Source organism: Sphingomonas sp. DMC6 (assembly GCF_056314225.1).
The window spans coordinates 55,655-71,381 of sequence record NZ_JBQUYT010000014.1 but is presented as its reverse complement, the minus strand read 5'-3'; the positions used below and the strand labels follow the sequence as shown (position 1 = coordinate 71,381).

Annotated in this window: 16 protein-coding genes; 6 read left to right on the top strand and 10 right to left on the bottom strand. The window is 67.6% G+C overall.

Going from position 1 to position 15,727, the window contains the following annotated elements; genetic code table 11:
* Window positions 1-73 precede the first annotated feature (73 nt).
* Window positions 74-1,489: a glycosyltransferase gene (locus ACT53M_RS19385; protein WP_476235523.1), complete on the bottom strand. Its 1,416-nt coding sequence runs from the start codon at window positions 1,487-1,489 to the stop codon at window positions 74-76.
* A 181-nt stretch (window positions 1,490-1,670) separates the two neighbouring features.
* Here ACT53M_RS19385 and ACT53M_RS19380 point away from each other — a divergent pair, with 181 nt between their 5' ends.
* Entirely contained in the window at window positions 1,671-3,209 is a 1,539-nt protein-coding gene (locus tag ACT53M_RS19380) for an alpha-L-fucosidase (protein ID WP_476235522.1), read from the top strand.
* 16 nt (window positions 3,210-3,225) lie between these two features.
* On the opposite strand, the gene ACT53M_RS19375 is transcribed toward ACT53M_RS19380, so the two are convergent.
* The 4 genes from ACT53M_RS19375 to ACT53M_RS19360 all read right to left on the bottom strand — a co-directional run bounded on the left by ACT53M_RS19375 (window position 3,226) and on the right by ACT53M_RS19360 (window position 6,337).
* Entirely contained in the window at window positions 3,226-4,227 is a 1,002-nt protein-coding gene (locus ACT53M_RS19375) for a zinc-binding alcohol dehydrogenase family protein (RefSeq protein ID WP_476235520.1), read from the bottom strand.
* An 89-nt stretch (window positions 4,228-4,316) separates the two neighbouring features.
* A complete protein-coding gene (locus ACT53M_RS19370; protein WP_476235519.1) occupies window positions 4,317-5,099 on the bottom strand; it encodes an IclR family transcriptional regulator in 783 nt (260 codons plus the stop codon).
* A 22-nt stretch (window positions 5,100-5,121) separates the two neighbouring features.
* A complete protein-coding gene (locus ACT53M_RS19365; RefSeq protein ID WP_476235518.1) occupies window positions 5,122-5,484 on the bottom strand; it encodes an L-rhamnose mutarotase in 363 nt (120 codons plus the stop codon).
* Window positions 5,485-5,512: 28 nt separating this feature from the next.
* Window positions 5,513-6,337 carry an amidohydrolase family protein gene (locus tag ACT53M_RS19360; protein WP_476235517.1) on the bottom strand — a complete coding sequence of 275 codons (825 nt, stop codon included), beginning with the start codon at window positions 6,335-6,337 and terminating at the stop codon, window positions 5,513-5,515.
* 171 nt (window positions 6,338-6,508) lie between these two features.
* Here ACT53M_RS19360 and ACT53M_RS19355 point away from each other — a divergent pair, with 171 nt between their 5' ends.
* Entirely contained in the window at window positions 6,509-7,105 is a 597-nt protein-coding gene (locus ACT53M_RS19355; protein WP_476235516.1) for an NUDIX domain-containing protein, read from the top strand.
* On the opposite strand, the gene ACT53M_RS19350 is transcribed toward ACT53M_RS19355, so the two are convergent.
* Window positions 7,072-8,199, bottom strand: coding sequence for a GNAT family N-acetyltransferase (locus tag ACT53M_RS19350; RefSeq protein ID WP_476235515.1), 1,128 nt, complete (start codon window positions 8,197-8,199; stop codon window positions 7,072-7,074). The genes ACT53M_RS19355 and ACT53M_RS19350 overlap by 34 nt on opposite strands.
* Before the next feature lie 86 nt (window positions 8,200-8,285).
* Between ACT53M_RS19350 and ACT53M_RS19345 the strand changes: the two genes are divergently transcribed.
* Complete coding sequence (locus tag ACT53M_RS19345) at window positions 8,286-8,741, top strand: DUF2721 domain-containing protein (protein WP_476229661.1); 456 nt, start codon at window positions 8,286-8,288, stop codon at window positions 8,739-8,741.
* A gap of 180 nt (window positions 8,742-8,921) precedes the next feature.
* Here the strand turns inward: ACT53M_RS19345 and ACT53M_RS19340 are convergent, their stop codons facing one another.
* On the bottom strand, window positions 8,922-10,298 hold the full coding sequence (locus ACT53M_RS19340) for a helix-turn-helix domain-containing protein (protein WP_476235514.1): 1,377 nt from the start codon (window positions 10,296-10,298) through the stop codon (window positions 8,922-8,924).
* A 412-nt stretch (window positions 10,299-10,710) separates the two neighbouring features.
* On the opposite strand from ACT53M_RS19340, the gene aceA reads away from it, so the two are divergent.
* Both aceA and ACT53M_RS19330 read left to right on the top strand, forming a co-directional pair.
* The gene (gene aceA, locus ACT53M_RS19335; protein ID WP_476235513.1) at window positions 10,711-12,003 is read left to right on the top strand and encodes an isocitrate lyase; all 1,293 of its coding nucleotides are present in this window, start codon (window positions 10,711-10,713) and stop codon (window positions 12,001-12,003) included.
* 14 nt (window positions 12,004-12,017) lie between these two features.
* Window positions 12,018-12,173: a hypothetical protein gene (locus ACT53M_RS19330; RefSeq protein ID WP_476229664.1), complete on the top strand. Its 156-nt coding sequence runs from the start codon at window positions 12,018-12,020 to the stop codon at window positions 12,171-12,173.
* Between the two features lie 68 nt (window positions 12,174-12,241).
* Here ACT53M_RS19330 and ACT53M_RS19325 read toward each other — a convergent pair whose 3' ends face one another.
* The 3 genes from ACT53M_RS19325 to ACT53M_RS19315 are packed head-to-tail and all read right to left on the bottom strand — an operon-like array spanning window position 12,242 to window position 14,334.
* On the bottom strand, window positions 12,242-12,631 hold the full coding sequence (locus tag ACT53M_RS19325; protein WP_476229665.1) for a type II toxin-antitoxin system death-on-curing family toxin: 390 nt from the start codon (window positions 12,629-12,631) through the stop codon (window positions 12,242-12,244).
* A complete protein-coding gene (locus ACT53M_RS19320) occupies window positions 12,632-12,859 on the bottom strand; it encodes an AbrB/MazE/SpoVT family DNA-binding domain-containing protein (RefSeq protein ID WP_476229666.1) in 228 nt (75 codons plus the stop codon).
* Complete coding sequence (locus ACT53M_RS19315) at window positions 12,856-14,334, bottom strand: MFS transporter (RefSeq protein WP_476235511.1); 1,479 nt, start codon at window positions 14,332-14,334, stop codon at window positions 12,856-12,858. Before ACT53M_RS19315 ends, ACT53M_RS19320 begins: the two co-directional genes overlap by 4 nt.
* A 141-nt stretch (window positions 14,335-14,475) precedes the next feature.
* Between ACT53M_RS19315 and ACT53M_RS19310 the strand changes: the two genes are divergently transcribed.
* Window positions 14,476-15,621 (top strand): acyl-CoA dehydrogenase family protein, encoded by a 1,146-nt coding sequence (locus tag ACT53M_RS19310; protein ID WP_476235510.1) that lies wholly within the window; start codon window positions 14,476-14,478, stop codon window positions 15,619-15,621.
* Window positions 15,622-15,727: the final 106 nt, after the last annotated feature.

Here is a 15,727-nt window from a genome sequence, read left to right as displayed (position 1 = left end):
ACAGGTCGCTCACATTCGGTCTCCTTGCGGAGCCTGAATCACATCGCGCCTCTCACATCAATGGGTCCTGACCCTAGTCGCGCCGGGGCACCAAGGCGGCCACCAGCATCAGCAGCAGCAGCGGCGTCAGAAATTCGCGGTGGCGCTCGCCAAACTCGAACCAGACGGCGAACAGCGGCAGTTGCAGCGCGCCCGCGACGACCAGCCAGAGCAGCGCCCGCGGAACAGCGCTGCCGCGCCGGAGCAGCGTGCCGGCACCCGCCGCCAGCATCCCCAGATGCGCACCCTGCGACAGCGGCAGCAGCAGCGCCGTAACGGCGGCGCCGACCGGCGGTGCCATCAACGCCAGCCGGTCGATGCCGAACTGCGCCACACCCGTCGCGCGCACGAATTTGGCCGCGGTGATCCAGGCAAAGGCGGCGGGATGGCTGACGATCCACGCCTTCGCCATCGCCGCTGCGGCTTGCGTCTGCACTAGTTCGGGCAGGCCGCGCAGCGAGCGGGGCGAGGGCAGCCAGTCGCCATTGGCATCGGGATTGTTGCCGACCCACAGGCTCAGCTTGCCCGCCGAGGTGAGCGGGACGAAGGCATGGAACAGCATCCAGTTGCGCACCCACCAGGGCAGCAGCACCAGCGCGGCCGGCAGCAGCGCCGCCACGCCGGTTGCCAGCACGCGCCGCCAGCCGGCCTGCGGCACCATCGCCAGCCCGAACAGCGCCGCCAGCGGCGCCTGCCCCGGCTGGGCGAGCGCCAGCACCCCCGCCAGCACGCCGATCGCCAGTACCGCCCGCCAGCCGCCAAGGCTGCCCTGCCCAACGCGCAGCCAGGCCAGCGCCAGCGCCAGCACCAGCACGACGCACAGGCTCTCCTTCTGCGCCAGCGGCGCCGACAGCAGGACCGAGGGCCAGATCAGATACAGCCATGCCGCCGCGCGGCCCGCGCCCGGCCGCCCGAGCGCGCACCCGATCCGCCAGACCAGCCACGCCGCCGCACCGTCGAGCAGCAGGTTGAGCGCAACCAGCGACGCGGTGCCAAGCCCCAGCGCCCAGCCCCAGCCGGCCAGCAGCAGCGGATAGGCGGGAGGAAAAAAGGCGCGGACAGTGATGCCCATATAGGGCTCGAAAAATACCAGCCCCTCGCCGTGCAGCAGCCGCGCGGCGAGCAGCCGGTAGATTTCCGCATCGCCATCGGGCGTGCGTCCGGCGGTCCAGTGCGCCACGCCAATGCGAGTAAGCAGAACGATGGCCCCCAGCAGCACCAAAGCCGTCCGCCCAGGCGCCCGGCGAGCGAGCGGCACTCCCAACCCGGCGAAGCCGAGCCAGGCGAGCAGCAAGCCGACCCCGGCCCAGGAGAAGCCCCAGCGCTCGACCAGTTCAGGCGTCGACCACAGGCCATAGGTGCAAACCGCCGCAAGACAGGCAGCCAGTATCGCCGTCACTGCCGGCGGCTGAATGGCCCTGCGTTCCCCCATTTCCTCGCGCGATTGCATTACCACTCCCGCTGGACCCATGGCGCGCCGACAATGCCGCCCGCAGGCTTAGTGATAGCGCGCTGCAACGGAAACGAAATTCGCCGCGCGCGAGCAGTTGAAAGCGCGCTTTCAGATATGATAACGTTACCATGAACGGGACGCAGCCTATGCAGCCCCGAACAGGACAGGAGAGACGCGCATGGCGGGCTTCAGCAAGCGGGAGGTTCTGGCCGGGTCGTTCGCGACCGCACTCGGCATGAAAGTAGCGCAGGCGCAGGACGCGCCACAGCCTGCCCCGCAGATCGCCCCCGGCCCCTTCCGGCCCACGGTGGATTCGCTGTCGGCCTATCGCACGCCCGACTGGTTCCGCGATGCCAAGTTCGGCATCTGGGCGCATTGGGGGCCACAGGCGGTGGCCGGCCAGGGCGACTGGTATGCGCGCTTCATGTATGTGCCCGGCCATCCCCATTATGACCATCATCTGAAGACCTGGGGCCATCCGTCCGAACATGGCTACAAGGACATTCTGCCGCTGTGGAAGGCGGAGCGGTTCGACCCGGAGGCGCTGGCCGACAAATATGTCGCGGCGGGCGCCAAATATCTGGTGTCGATGGGCGTCCACCACGACAATTTCGACCTCTGGCGTTCACGGCACCACCGCTGGAACGCGACGGCAATCGGCCCGAAGCGCGACATTGTCGGCGAATGGCAGGCGGCGGCGCGGCGGCGCGGGCTGCGCTTCGGCGTTTCCGAACATCTCGGCGCCAGCTATTGCTGGTGGTATCCCAGCCATCTCTACGACCAGTTCTGGCCAAAGCTGGGGGTGGATTATGACGGTGCCGACCCGCGCTTCGCCGATCTGTACCACGACAATCGCGACGAGCCGTATCGCAACAAGCCGGGCACCTGGTACACGCGCAACCCGGCCTATCACCAGCGCTGGTTCGCACGCATCCGCGATCTGGTCGACAACTATCAGCCCGACCTGCTCTATTCGGATGGCGGCGTGCCGTTCGGCGCGGTCGGCCGATCGCTGATGGCGCATTTCTACAACAGCAGCATGGCGCGCCATGGCCGCGTGGAAGCGGTGTATACCAGCAAGGATCTCGGCTCGGGCGAATTCCGCACCGACTGGGGCGTGCAGGATGTCGAACGCGGCGTGCTCCACGGCATCAACCCGCTGCCCTGGCAGACCGATACGTCGAACGGCGACTGGTTCTATAACGAGAACGACCGCTACAAGAGCACCAGCGATGTCGTCACCATGCTCGCCGATATCGTCAGCAAGAACGGCAATCTGCTGCTCAATGTCGTGCTGCACGCCGATGGCAGCCTGCCGCCGCAATCAGAGCAGCTGCTGGCTGAGCTGGCGCCGTGGATGACCGTGAACGGCCCGGCGATCCATGGCACGCGCCCCTGGCACATGTTCGGCGAAGGCCCCACCGAAGCGAGGGCAGGCGCCTTTCAGGAACGCGCCGCCTATACCGCGCAGGATATTCGCTTCACCATCCGGGGCGAGACACTCTATGCCATCACGCTGGGGGAACCGAAGGGAGAAGTGGCGATCACCGCGCTGGGGCGCGCAGGTCCGAACGGCCAGCGTCGCGTGCACAGCGTCGCGCTGCTCGGCCACCGCGGCCGGATCGACTTCCGCCAATCCGACCAGGCATTGACTATCACGCCGCCGGCCACGCTGCCGACGCGCCACGCCAGTGCCTTCGAAATTCGCTTCGCCTGAAACAACCCGAAGGCGATCAGAACACCACGATCGCCTTCATCAGCCCGTCCTCGCGCGCGAGCGAGGGCAGCCGCTGCGGCAGTTCCTCCACGCCCACGCTATGGGTGTGGAGCAGCCGCGACGGCAGCGCGCCCGATTTCAACCCGGCGATCACGCGCTCGAAATCGCAGTTCAGCGCGTTACGGCTGGCGATCAGCATCGCCTCGCGCTTGTGGAACTCCGGATCGGCGAAACTGAGGTCGCCCGATGCAACGCCGACCAGCAGCAGCGCCCCGCCATGCGCAACGAAATCGAGGCTGCGGCGCATCGCCGGCAGCGATCCGGTGGCATCGACCACCACGTCGAACATCTCGCCATGGGTGCGCGCCGCCAGCGCCGCATCGATCCCGTCATCGGCCACCACGCCGTCAAAGCCGAGCTGATCGGTCGCGAAGCGGAGCCGGGCGGCGCTGCGATCGGCCATGGTCACGGCAAAGCCGTCCTGCCGCGCGATCAGCGCCGTCGCCACGCCGATCGGTCCGGCGCCGACCACCAGCATGCGATCGCCCTCACGCGGAGCACGCGACACGGCATGCGCGCCGATCGCGAGAAACTCGACCATCGCCGCCTGTTCGGGCGTCAGCCCCTCGGCGTCGATCACGGCATGTTCGGGCACCGCGATCAGATCGCACATGCCGCCATCGACATGCACGCCCAGCACCCGGATGTTGACACAGGCATTGGGCTTGCCCTTGCGGCAGGCGATGCAGGTGCCGCAGGCGAGATAGGGGTTGATCGTCACCAGCCGCCCCAGCGGCAGCGCAGCGCCCGGCCCCTGCGCGACGATGCGGCCGCTCAGCTCATGGCCGATCACGCGCGGATATTCGAGGAACGGGTGATGCCCGGCGAAGATGTTATAATCGGTGCCGCACAGCCCGACATGGCCGATCCGCACCAGCACTTCGCCCTGACCGGGAACGGGATCGCTCCGCTCCTGCAGCGCGAGTTGCTGCGGTTCCACACAGGTAATCGTACGCATGCACTGCTCCTCCGGCGATGGGCTTCGCCTATTTTCTAATATAAAAACGGAATGTTATATATGCTTTCCGAGAGCTTCAAGCACCCCGCTCAATCGGGCTGATAGCCAAGCCGGTCGGAAATCCGGGCCGCCGTCGCCCCCAGCATCTCGCGCGCCGCCACCAGGCCAACTTTCTGCGATCCGTCGATCAGCTCGAGGAACGGAATGGTCAGCGCGGCAACCACCAACCGGTCGAAGCCGAAAATCGGAAAGCTGATGTCGGTGACGCCGTGGGTGATCGGGCTGGTGCGGCTGTCATGCCCCGCTTCCCGCACCGCCGCCAGCCGCGCCGCCAGCCAGGCGGCGTCGACACGCTGGCCGCTTTCCGCCTCGGCATCGCGGATGATGCGTTCGGCAAGCTGCGGCGTGGAAAAGGCCAGGATCACCTGTCCCGAGCAACTCTGGAGAATGTCGATCTGGGCACCGACCTTCAGCGCAAAGCCGCGCGTACCGGGCGACTCCTCGCGCGCCACCACCAGGCCATGGCCGTCGCTGGGTACTACGAGATGGCAGGACTGGCCGATTTCCATCGCCAGCAGCTGCATTTCCGGCATCGCGGCGCGGACCAGATCCTGCGACGGCGTGGCGCGCAGCGCGACATCGAGCAGCTTGTACGCCACCGAATAGCGATCGGTCACTTCCGACCGGCGCAGATAGCCGAGTTGTTCCATCACCACGACGATGCGGAACAACTCCCCCACCGAACGCCCCAGATCGGCGGCCATTTCAGTGACGAGCGCGCCGTCCTGCCGGCTGGCGAGCAGTTCGATGACTTCGAACGCCTTCTCGATCGCCGGCGCGGCATAGGTTTTCTTCAGCGGCGCGCGTGCCATAGCCCCTCCTGTTTCCCGTCGCTCACTGCGCGCCCGCCAGATGGTCGAGCAGGCGGAAAATGCGCGCCATGGGCCGCCATTTTTCACCGTCGCTGGTCCCCGCGGCGGGCCGTTGATAGGCGAGCATGCGCGCTTCCCACGCCACCACGTCGGGGTTGGCGGCATCCATTTCAGCCTTGCGGGCGAAGCTGAAATCGTCGCGCGCGTCGACGATCATCACCAGCCGGTTCTCCAGCCGGAAAATCTCCATATTCTCGATGCCGGCCGCGCGGATCGAGGCGATTACCGGCGCCGGCGTCCGCCCGACGCGGTGCCAGTCCTCATAGGCGGCGATCAGATCGGCATCGTCCTCCAGATCGAGCGCGAGGCAGAAACGCTGGGACATGGGCGGGAAAGCTCCTTCGGAAATCGCGTCAGAAACCATAGAATTGGCGGGCACAGCCGGCGAACAGCCATTGCTCGCCCGCAGCGTCCAGCCCGGCGAGCGTCCGCGCCGTATCGAACCATGCGGTATAGGCGTCGCACAACCCCAGCACCGGCCAGTCGCTGCCCCACATCAGCCGGTCGCCGAAGCTGGCGACCAGATGCGCGACATAGGGCGCCAGCGCCGCTGCCGGCTGGCCTTCGTCCTGTTCGGTGCGCAGGCCCGACAATTTGCAGAAGACATTGGGCAGCGCCGCCAGCGCCGCGATTTCGGCGCGCCACGGGTCGAGCGTGCCCATAGCGGCAAAGGGCTTGGCGCCGTGGTCGATCACGATCGGCAACGCCGGCCACGCCTGCACAAAGCGATGGAGCGCCCCGAGATGCCGGGGCTGGACCAGCGCATCGAAGCGCAGCCCGTGCGCGATCATCGCCTCGACCGCCGGCGCGAGATCCGGCCGGCAGACCCAGTCGCTGTCGTCGATCGACTGCAGCATCGGCCGCAACCCGCGCAGCTTGGGCCGCGCGGCCAGCGCCGCGATCCGCGCGGGTGCATCGGCCGCCGCCAGATCGGCCCACCCCACCACCGCGCCGACCAGAGGCTCCAGCGCGGCAAGGTCGCACAGCCAGTCGGTGTCGGCATCGCTCGGCTGCGACTGGACCAGCACCGTCGCCACCAGCGGCACGCCCGTAGCGGCAGCGCGCAAATCGTCGGGCAGGAAATCGCGGTGGATCGCGGGCAGGTCCGGCCCCGGCCAGGCATGGCCCGGCGCGTCGATCCGCCAGAAATGCTGGTGCGCGTCGACAATCTCGCTCATCTGCGCGCCCGCCGCTGCCTTCACCATCGCTCGCCCGACTTTCTTATATGACAGCGCATTTGCGTAAGGACATGCCGCGGCGCACGCAAGACATCCCGAGCGCGCGACCACATGTCGCGGCGCTGCCATTTTCCTGCTGCACTGCGCCATGGTTGCTGTAGGGAGCATCGCATGTCCGTGCAGAACCCCGCGATCGAACAGGTCGAAACGCGCTATTCCGGCTGGGGCCGGCTGCTGATCGCCACGCTGCGTACGCCCGAAGGCGAGACCATCACGCGCGAGATCGAGGATCATGGCGATGCGGTCGCGGTACTGCCCTATGATCCCGCGCGCGGCACGGTGATGCTGGTGCGCCAGCCGCGCCCGCCGCTGCTGCTGCGCGGGCAGAGCGAACCACTATACGAAGCGCCGGCGGGGCGGATCGAAACCGGCGACGGCATCGAGGATACCGCCCGCCGCGAAGTGCTGGAGGAATGCGGCCTGCGGATCGACGCACTCGAACTGGTCGGCCATTTCCACGCCATGCCCGCCGTCTCCACCGAGCGGCTGAGCTGCTATCTCGCCACCTATGCCGCCGCCGATCGCGTCGCGGCCGGCGGCGGGCTGGCGGAGGAGCATGAGGCGATCGAAGTCGTCGAAATGCCGCTCGCCGCGCTGTGGGCGATGGGCATGGCAGCGCTGGCCGACATGAAGACCGCGCTGCTGGTGCTGGCGCTGCGCGACCGGCTCGCGGCTCAGTCGTGGCCGCCGGCCTCCACCGCCGGCTGAGACGCGGCATGGCCGCTGCGCCGCCAGATGCCGCGCAGCATCGATGCAGCAAAAGCGGACAGGCCCGGCCGCACGAACAGCCAGTCGCGGATCGCCGGCCCCTTTTCCGCGCCGATCATGCGCTTGTAGCCGCTGTCGCCCGCACCCCAGTCGACCAGCGTCATCCCGTCGTCGATCGCGCGCAGCAAATTGCGATAATAGAGCAGCTTGCCGGGCGAATGGCGGGCGAAATCGGGATCATAGCTGTTGGCGATCGCATATTTGCGGGTGCCGACATTCAGGTCGAATGAAAAGGCCGCCGGCCGGCCATCGACGCGCAGCACCGCCGCCCACATCTGTTCCGCCAGCACCGGATCCTGCGCCGCCGCGCGCCAGAAGGCACCGTGCCCGCGGGCGGTGAATTTGGCATCGCCGCCATCGGTGCGGCTGGCGATCCAGCTCCGTTCCTCGACCGCCGCCAGCGCGGCAAAGGCGGGCGCCTGCCACTCGCTGCCCGAAACGAACTGCCAGTCGAGCGCGCCGTGGCCGGCAAGATGCTTTTCGTGGAAGCGGTTCTTGCGCAGCGTCGAGTTGCGCGGCCAGCCGCCCTCCGCCCGCAGCGCCGCCATGTCGAGCAGATAGGAATCGGCCACGAACCGGTCGAGCACCGCCCAGCCGCGCCCGCGCGCCGCCGCCTTCAGCGCCTCCAGCGCCGGATCGCCGTCATAGACCGGGCCGATGCGCAGCGCCCGCACCTGCCGGCCCAGCGCGGCCAGCAGCGCCTCCGCCACTTCCAGCCCGGCATCGGCAGCGATCGGCAGGGTACGGAACGGCCAGTAGCAGCCGGGCACCGCCGCCAGCCCTGCCGGGCGCGGCCCCACCCGGATCATCGGCAGCGCCGCCACCGCCTCGCCTTCGCGCGTGGCGAGTAGCGTGCGCGCCTCGCCGCCATAGGCCTGCAGCGCCGCCGCATACCAGCCATGGCGCAGGAACCGGTATGCGGGCGCCGCCCGCGCCGCCACCGCGTCGATCTCGACCGCCAGCCCCTCCACGCAGCGCACGGCAAGCGCCGGCGACAGGCGCGCAAAGGCGGCACTCGGCATTTCCCTGGTCATGCCGGCACAGATACAGTGCAGGCCTTACCAAGCCGTGGACGCGCTTGGGCTTGCGGCAAGGACAGAGCTGCCCCTAAGCAGACAGGATGGAAGGCCCCTATCTCTCCACCGTATCGCAGACGATCCAGGCGGCGATCGCGCCCGTGTTCCTGCTGGCCGGCATCGGCGCGTTCCTCAACGTGATGGTCGGCCGGCTCGCCCGCATCGTCGACCGCGCCCGCGTGATCGAGGAACTCCATCCGCGCTCCAGCGGCCCCGAACATGACCGCCATGTCCGCGAGCTGCGGATCATCGACCACCGCATCTCGGTGATCAACAATGCGATCTTCCTGTGCACCGCCAGCGCGCTCGCCATCTGCTTCGTCGTCGCGCTGATGTTCGTCTCGCGGCTCGCCAATCTCCATGTCGGCATCTGGGTTGCGGTGGCGTTCATCCTGTCGATGCTGCTGCTGATGGCGGGGCTGATCTATTTCCTGTTCGAAGTGCACATTTCGCTGCGCGCCATCCATGTCCGCAAGGAACTGCTCGAGCTGGATAACTAGCCGGCAGAAGCGAAGGCAGCCCCCCTCCCTGCTTGCAGGGAGGGGGCGGGGGTGGGTCCGCCGCCGGCAGGCGGCGGGACTCGCTCTCCGGCAGGACGCATCGCTTTCTGGAGCGCGCAGACGCGCGCACCCACCCCCCAGCCCCTCCCTTTGAGGGAGGGGAGTACCGGGCGCCCATCGTCAATCCGCCGCGAAGCCGAACGCCGTCACGCCCCGTTCGCGCTCGTTCGCCCGCACTGCCCGGCCGGCGGGCGCCGCCGATCGTTGCGGGCACGCCACGCGGGTACAGGCGCGGCAGCCGAGCCCGATCGGCGCGGCGCTGCCGCCCAGATCGACGCCGCGCGCCGCCGCCAGCGCGCCCGCTTCCGCCGCCGGCAATCCCAGCGCGAGCACGAAGCGCGGCCGCACCCCGCCGGGGGTGGTGCCGTGCGGATGCGCGCAGCGGGCGATGGTGAACAGCCGCGCGCCATCTTCCAGCTCGACAAGCTGCACCGCCGTTTCATCGGTGCGGGCAAAGGCGTCGTAGGCATTCCATAGCGGGCAGGGCACCGCCGCCTCGACCAGCGCCGATCCGCTCGCCCCGGCATAGCGCATCGACACCTGCCCGGCCCGGTCGAACCGCATCAGGAAGAAGGACAGGCCCCGCGCGCCCACCCGCTGCAATGTCGTCAGCCGGTGCGCCACCTGCGCCAGGCTCGCCCCGAACCGCCGCTGCAGCAAATCGAGATCGTATCCGCTCGCCTCGCACGCGCGCAGAAAGCGGGCATAAGGCATCGTCACCGAAGCGGCGAAATAGGCGGTCAGATGGCGCCGGAACATCCGCTCGCCGGCGCGATCGAGCGCGGCGCCGCGCACCAGCGCCTCGATTTCGTCGCGCGCCTCGACCGCAAGCTGTTCGGCCAGCGCAAAGGCCCGCGCGCTGGGATCGAGCGCTTCGGACAATTGCAATTGCCGGGCGTGGAAATCGAGCCGCTTCAGCGCCTCGCCCATCACCTCGGCGGGCAGGATGCGCACCGACAACTGGTGCTTCACCCGCAACCGCTCGGCCATCGCGCCATAGGGGTCGCCGGCCATGCGCAGTTCGTCGGCCAGCGCCTCGCCCGCCGCGTCCAGATCGGCGAAATGGTTGCGCCAGCGCTCGATCGCGCGGCGCACCTGCTGGCCGGGATCGGGCGCGCCCGGTTCGCCCCCGCCGCCCTGCCCCATCCGGTCATAGGCGCGGGCAAACGCCTCCGCCCCGTCGGGCGCGCCGGCCAGCCACTCCTCGAGCTGATGCCGGTCGATCGCCAGATCCGCGAACAGCGGATCGGCCAGCCGCCGCCGGATCGCCTCCGCCCCGCCGCCGGGTTCGGCCGCAGCGAGGCGGCGCGGATCGAAATCATAGGTCTCGGCCAGCTTGAGCATCAGCGCGGCGGAAATCGGCCGCTGGTTGCGCTCGACCAGATTGAGATAGCTGGGCGAAATGTCGAGCGCATCCGCCATCGCCGCCTGGCTGACGCCGAGCTGGAAACGCAGGCGACGGATCGCGTGCCCGGCGAAGAGTTTGCGTTCGGCCATCGAGGTTCCTTCCAATTTCCTACCCGGGGGAGGGGGCCATGCGATTGCCTCGCCCCCCTCCCTGAAAGGGAGGGGCTGGGGGTGGGTGCGCGCGTCTGCGCGCCCTGAAAACTCGCCCCCCCTGTCGACCACGAGTCCCGCCACCTGGCGGTGGCGAACCCACCCCTAACCCCTCCCTTTCAGGGAGGGGAATCCCCAGGCTCGAACACGCGCTTTCCTACACCGCACGTTCCTGTTACGTTCCGAACCTGAGCCGCAACACCCATTGTAAATACTTTACAACAACACAACCCCGCACCGCAACCCGTAACACATATCCACCCTGTGCGAACACGAAGTGCAATTCCGCCTGGACAACAACTTCCTAAACTTAGCCACACAAGGAATCGCAATCCAGTCAAGGAATTCACAAATGCCACAGCCCCAGCGCTTCGAGGATCTGGTCCCCGCCCCCGCCGGCCGATTCGACGGGATCACCCGCCCCTACAGCCCGGCCGATGTGGCGAAGCTGCGCGGCTCGCTGCCGGTCGAGCACACGCTTGCCCGCCGCGGCGCGCTGAAGCTGTGGGAGCTGCTGCGCACTGAGGACTATGTCCATGCGCTCGGCGCCCTTTCCGGCAACCAGGCGATGCAGATGGTCCGCGCCGGGCTGAAGGCGATCTATCTCTCGGGCTGGCAGGTCGCGGCCGATGCCAACACCGCCGGCCAGATGTATCCCGACCAGTCGCTCTACCCGGCCAATGCCGGGCCGGAGCTGGCGCGGCGGATCAACGCCACGCTCCAGCGCGCCGACCAGATCGAGCATATGGAAGGCGGCGCCACCCGCGACTGGTTCGCGCCGATCGTCGCCGATGCCGAAGCCGGCTTCGGTGGCCCGCTCAACTGCTTCGAGATCATGAAGGCGTACATCGCCGCGGGTGCGGCCGGCGTGCATTATGAGGACCAGCTCGCCAGCGAGAAGAAGTGCGGCCATCTCGGCGGCAAGGTTCTGATCCCGACCCAGGCGCATATCCGCAACCTCGATGCGGCGCGGCTGGCGGCGGATGTGTGCGGCGTACCGACGGTGATCTGCGCGCGGACCGATGCCGAATCGGCGCGGCTGATCACCTCGGACGTCGACGAGCGCGACCATGAATTCCTCACCGGCGAACGCACCCCCGAGGGGTTCTTCCGCCTCAAGGAAGGCACCGGCGTCGACCATTGCATCAAGCGCGGCCTGGCCTTTGCCGAACATGCCGACCTGTTGTGGTGGGAAACGAGCCATCCAAATCTCGACGACGCCCGCCGCTTCGCCGAGGCGATCAAGCGCGAGCATCCGAACAAGATGCTGGCGTACAATTGCTCGCCCAGCTTCAACTGGGAGAAGAATCTGGACAAGGACGACATCGCCCGTTTCCAGCGCGAAATCGGCGCGATGGGGTACAAGTTCCAGTTCGTCACCCTAGCCGGCTTCCACAGCCTCAATTACGGCATGTACGAGCTGGCGCGCGGATATCGCGACCACGGCATGGCGGCCTATTCGGAGCTGCAGCAGGCCGAGTTCGCCGCCGAGGCGAATGGCTACACCGCCACCCGCCACCAGCGCGAAGTCGGCACCGGCTATTTCGACGCGGTCGCCCAGGCCGTGGCCGGCGGCGAAAGCTCGACCACCGCACTCGCCGAAAGCACCGAAGCCGCCCAGTTCAAGACCATGCAAGCCGCGTGAAAGGAGAGAATACCATGTCCACCGAACCCCAGCGCAGCCGCGCCGTTTTCTCGACCGAAGACTTCCGCCTGCTCCGCGAAGCCGTCGGCAGCCATCTGCAACAGGTGAAGGACAAGCCGGAATCGGTGAAGTTCTCCAACCTCTACCATCGACTGGGCCGCGTCGCCTGACGCCCCCACTGCCTTTCCTGGGGAGGAAAGGTGCCCGCCGGACCCAGGTCCGGCGGGCATTTTGGCGTTCAGGCGAGCGGCTGAATCCAGCGCCTGAACCAAGCTACCAGCTCTTCTACGGTCAAGTGGCCCGCAGCCAGCTCAAGAAAGGTCGTCACCAGTTCGACATCGCCACAGGTCAGAACATAGCCGTTCAGAGCCAGAAAAGTTTCGCTCACAACCGCCGCCGTCCGCTTGTTACCATCGACGAACGGGTGGTTGCGGGCGATTCCAAATGCATATGCAGCGGCAAGTTCCGCTGCATCCGGCTCCCCGTAAGCAACCAAATTCAAAGGCCGGGCCATGGCGCTTTCCAGCATGTTGCGGTCACGAACGCCAGCCGCGCCGCCGTGTTCGGCAAGCTGCTCGCCATGCGCAGCGATTGTCACAGCCACGTCCACCCAAACCCAATCAGCCATTTACTTGGCGAGTTCGCGCAGCGCCGCGCGGCGCCGAACCATGACTTCACGCGCGACCTTCATTTGCTCTTCAAAGTCGGGGTCGTTTCTGGTGAGCGCCACGCCGCTATCCGTTTCACTGAGGAACAGCTCGTCGCCCAGCTCCACCCGCAACCGCGCCAGGATTTCCTTGGGCAGGATGACACCGGCAGAGTTGCCGATCTTGATGATCTTGAGCGGCTTGGTCATACGATCGTTATAACATCAGCCTGCCGGATCAGCAACACCCCGCGCATCCGCGCCAGCCGGGCGGCGTGTTCCGCCTTGCCGAAGGGGAAGCGGCGATAGAGCAGCGCGCCGGTCAGCCCCAGTGCGATATACACGCCGCAGAACAGCAGGGTGAACCGGTCGACCACCGCCACCGGCACCGTCCCCGGCACCGCGCCATCGGGAAAGCCCGAAACCGACAGGATCAGCCCGGTGGCAAAGATGCCCAGCCCGCTCGAGCATTTCTGGACGAAGAAGAAGCCGGCGAAGAACACGCCTTCGGATCGCCGGCCGGTCTCCATCTCCGACTGCTCGACCACGTCGGCAAGCATCGACGCGCCCAGCATGGTGGAGGCCACGGCGCACATCACGTTGATGGTGAAGATCACGAAGAGCAGCGGCAGCAGCACCGGGCTCCCCGGCCCGGGGAACAGGCCCGCCAGCCGCAGCAGATAGGGCGAGGTGAGCAGGAACGCCGCGGCCACCAGGAACAAGGTCGCCGCCAGCGGCTTGCCCAGCCACTGCGCCACCCGCCGCACCAGCAGAAAGGCGAAGAACACGCCCAGCAACAGCGTGCCGCCCAGCAGCTGATAGGCCAGCGGCCCGAAACGCCAGACATGGGCATAAAGATAGTTGGACATCGAAAAGCTGATGCCCTGCGCCGTGTAATAGCTGAGCCCCGCCGCCATCAGGATCAGGAAGGCAGGGTTGCGCACGGTCTGGAACAGCTCGGCCATGCTCGCGCCGAACGGCTTCCGCTCTATGTCCACCCTGGGCAGGTTCTTGATCTCGTGATGGGTGCCCAGCGCCGATCCCAGGATCGCCACCACCATCATCCCCGCCCCCGCCAGCGCGAACAGCGGATAGCCGGCGCGGTCGAACTGGCCGTGCGGCTGGCCGGCGCGTTCAGCCAGGAACCAGCCATAGGAGAGCGTCAGCATCGCCATCCCGCCGGCCCAGCCGAACAGGAAACGCCACGCCATGATCCGAGTCCGCTCGTCATAATCGGAGGAAAGCTCGGGACTCAGCGCCTGCGAGGGGACTTCGAAGGCCGATACCGCGGTTCGCACCAGCACCGCCGTCACGAACAGCCAGCCGAGCAGCGCGCCGTGCGACCAGGCGGGCGGGTTCCAGAGCAGCAGCCAGCCGGCGCCGATCGGCAGCGCGGCGGCATACATCCAGGGATGGCGGCGCCCCCAGCGGCTGCGCGTCCGGTCAGACAGGAACCCGATCGCCGGATCGATGAACGCATCGAGGAACAGCGCGCACATGATGACCAGCCCTACTTCGGCCGCCGGCAACCCCACCACCTGATTGTAGAACAGCAGCAGGAAGCTGACGAAGCCGAAATCCTTCACGCCATAGGCGACCGCGCCAAAGCCGTAGGCGAACAGGGTCGGCGTGGCGACGCGCCGCGCCTCGGGAAGGGCGGCTGGGGCGGCGCTGCGGCCATGCATGCGGGTCTCTCCGTGTCGATCCGCAAGCAGCGATACAGGGCCGCGTCCGTCCGGGCAAATGAAACGCTTTGGAAGAACGGGTATGGCTTGCCGACGGATCCAGAAAGGCTATGCTGGATCAAATTAGAAGAGAGAGGATGCATGGCACTCGAACCCGAGCTGTTCGATGCGCTGATCGACACGGTTCGCCGCTTCGTTTCCGAGCGGCTCCGCCCGCGCGAGGCGGAGGTGGAGGCGGCCGACGCGATCCCGGCCGATCTGGTCGCGGAGATGCAGGCGCTCGGCCTGTTCGGCCTGTCGATCGCCGAGGAATTTGGCGGCCTTGGCCTGACCATGGCCGAGGAATGCCGCGTGGCGATCGAGCTGGGCCGCACCACCCCGGCCTTCCGCTCGACCTTCGGCACCAATGTCGGCATCGGCAGCCAGGGTCTGGTGATCGCCGGCACGCCCGAACAAAAGGCCGCGTGGCTGCCGCGCATCGCCAGCGGCGCGATCATCACCAGCTTTGCCCTGACCGAGCCCGATGTCGGCTCTGATTCCGGCGCCGTGAAGACCCGGGCGGTGCGCGACGGCGATGTCTATCGCCTGTCCGGCACCAAGCGCTACATCACCAATGCCGACAAGGCGCAGCTGTTCACCGTAATGGCGCGCACCGGCGACGAACCCGGCGGGCGTGGCGTTTCCGCCTTCCTCGTCCCCCGCGACCTGCCCGGCCTGTCGGTCGACGAGCCCGAGAAGAAGATGGGGCAGAAGGGCGCCAAGGTCGCCGATGTCATCTTCGACAATGTCCCCGTGCCTGCCGCCAACCGGCTGGGCGAGGAGGGCGAGGGCTTCCGCATCGCCATGCAGGTGCTCGACCGCGGCCGGCTGCACATCGCGGCGGTCTGTGTCGGGGTGGCCGAACGGCTGATCGCCGACTGCGTCGCCTATGCCAGCGAGCGCCGCCAGTTCGGCAAGCCGATCGCCGAGCACCAGTTGATCCAGGCGATGCTGGCCGATTCCAAGACCGAAGCGCTCGCCGCGCGGGCGCTGGTGCTGGAAACGGCCGGGGCCAAGGACGCCGGCAGCAACACGACGATGGAGGCAGCGGCGGCGAAATATTTCGCCAGCGAGATGGTCGGCCGGGTGGCGGACCGCGCCGTCCAGATTTTCGGCGGGGCGGGCTATATCGCTGATTACGGGATCGAACGGCTGTACCGCGATGTGCGGCTGTTCCGCATCTACGAAGGCACCAGCCAGATCCAGCAACTGATCATCGCTCGCGAAACGCTGAAGCGGGGTGGATAAAGGATAAAGCCCTCCCCTCTTCAGGGGAGAGGGTTGGGAGAGGGGCAGTGAGCCCATGGCCACCCTCACCCTTCCCACCGCCTTCGGCGGCGGGCCCCTTCCCTCT

Bases quoted from the DNA above. Each gene is read 5' to 3' on its own strand.
- ACT53M_RS19365 (WP_476235518.1), bottom strand. From the start codon at position 5,484: ATGTCCCAGCGTTTCTGCCTCGCGCTCGATCTGGAGGACGATGCCGAT.
- ACT53M_RS19330 (WP_476229664.1), top strand. From the start codon at position 12,018: ATGTCCACCGAACCCCAGCGCAGCCGCGCCGTTTTCTCGACCGAAGAC.
- ACT53M_RS19380 (WP_476235522.1), top strand. From the start codon at position 1,671: ATGGCGGGCTTCAGCAAGCGGGAGGTTCTGGCCGGGTCGTTCGCGACC.
- ACT53M_RS19320 (WP_476229666.1), bottom strand. From the start codon at position 12,859: ATGACCAAGCCGCTCAAGATCATCAAGATCGGCAACTCTGCCGGTGTC.
- ACT53M_RS19325 (WP_476229665.1), bottom strand. From the start codon at position 12,631: ATGGCTGATTGGGTTTGGGTGGACGTGGCTGTGACAATCGCTGCGCAT.
- ACT53M_RS19310 (WP_476235510.1), top strand. From the start codon at position 14,476: ATGGCACTCGAACCCGAGCTGTTCGATGCGCTGATCGACACGGTTCGC.
- ACT53M_RS19355 (WP_476235516.1), top strand. From the start codon at position 6,509: ATGTCCGTGCAGAACCCCGCGATCGAACAGGTCGAAACGCGCTATTCC.
- ACT53M_RS19345 (WP_476229661.1), top strand. From the start codon at position 8,286: ATGGAAGGCCCCTATCTCTCCACCGTATCGCAGACGATCCAGGCGGCG.
- ACT53M_RS19315 (WP_476235511.1), bottom strand. From the start codon at position 14,334: ATGCATGGCCGCAGCGCCGCCCCAGCCGCCCTTCCCGAGGCGCGGCGC.
- ACT53M_RS19360 (WP_476235517.1), bottom strand. From the start codon at position 6,337: ATGAGCGAGATTGTCGACGCGCACCAGCATTTCTGGCGGATCGACGCG.
- ACT53M_RS19340 (WP_476235514.1), bottom strand. From the start codon at position 10,298: ATGGCCGAACGCAAACTCTTCGCCGGGCACGCGATCCGTCGCCTGCGT.
- ACT53M_RS19370 (WP_476235519.1), bottom strand. From the start codon at position 5,099: ATGGCACGCGCGCCGCTGAAGAAAACCTATGCCGCGCCGGCGATCGAG.
- ACT53M_RS19385 (WP_476235523.1), bottom strand. From the start codon at position 1,489: ATGCAATCGCGCGAGGAAATGGGGGAACGCAGGGCCATTCAGCCGCCG.
- ACT53M_RS19375 (WP_476235520.1), bottom strand. From the start codon at position 4,227: ATGCGTACGATTACCTGTGTGGAACCGCAGCAACTCGCGCTGCAGGAG.
- ACT53M_RS19350 (WP_476235515.1), bottom strand. From the start codon at position 8,199: ATGACCAGGGAAATGCCGAGTGCCGCCTTTGCGCGCCTGTCGCCGGCG.
- aceA (WP_476235513.1), top strand. From the start codon at position 10,711: ATGCCACAGCCCCAGCGCTTCGAGGATCTGGTCCCCGCCCCCGCCGGC.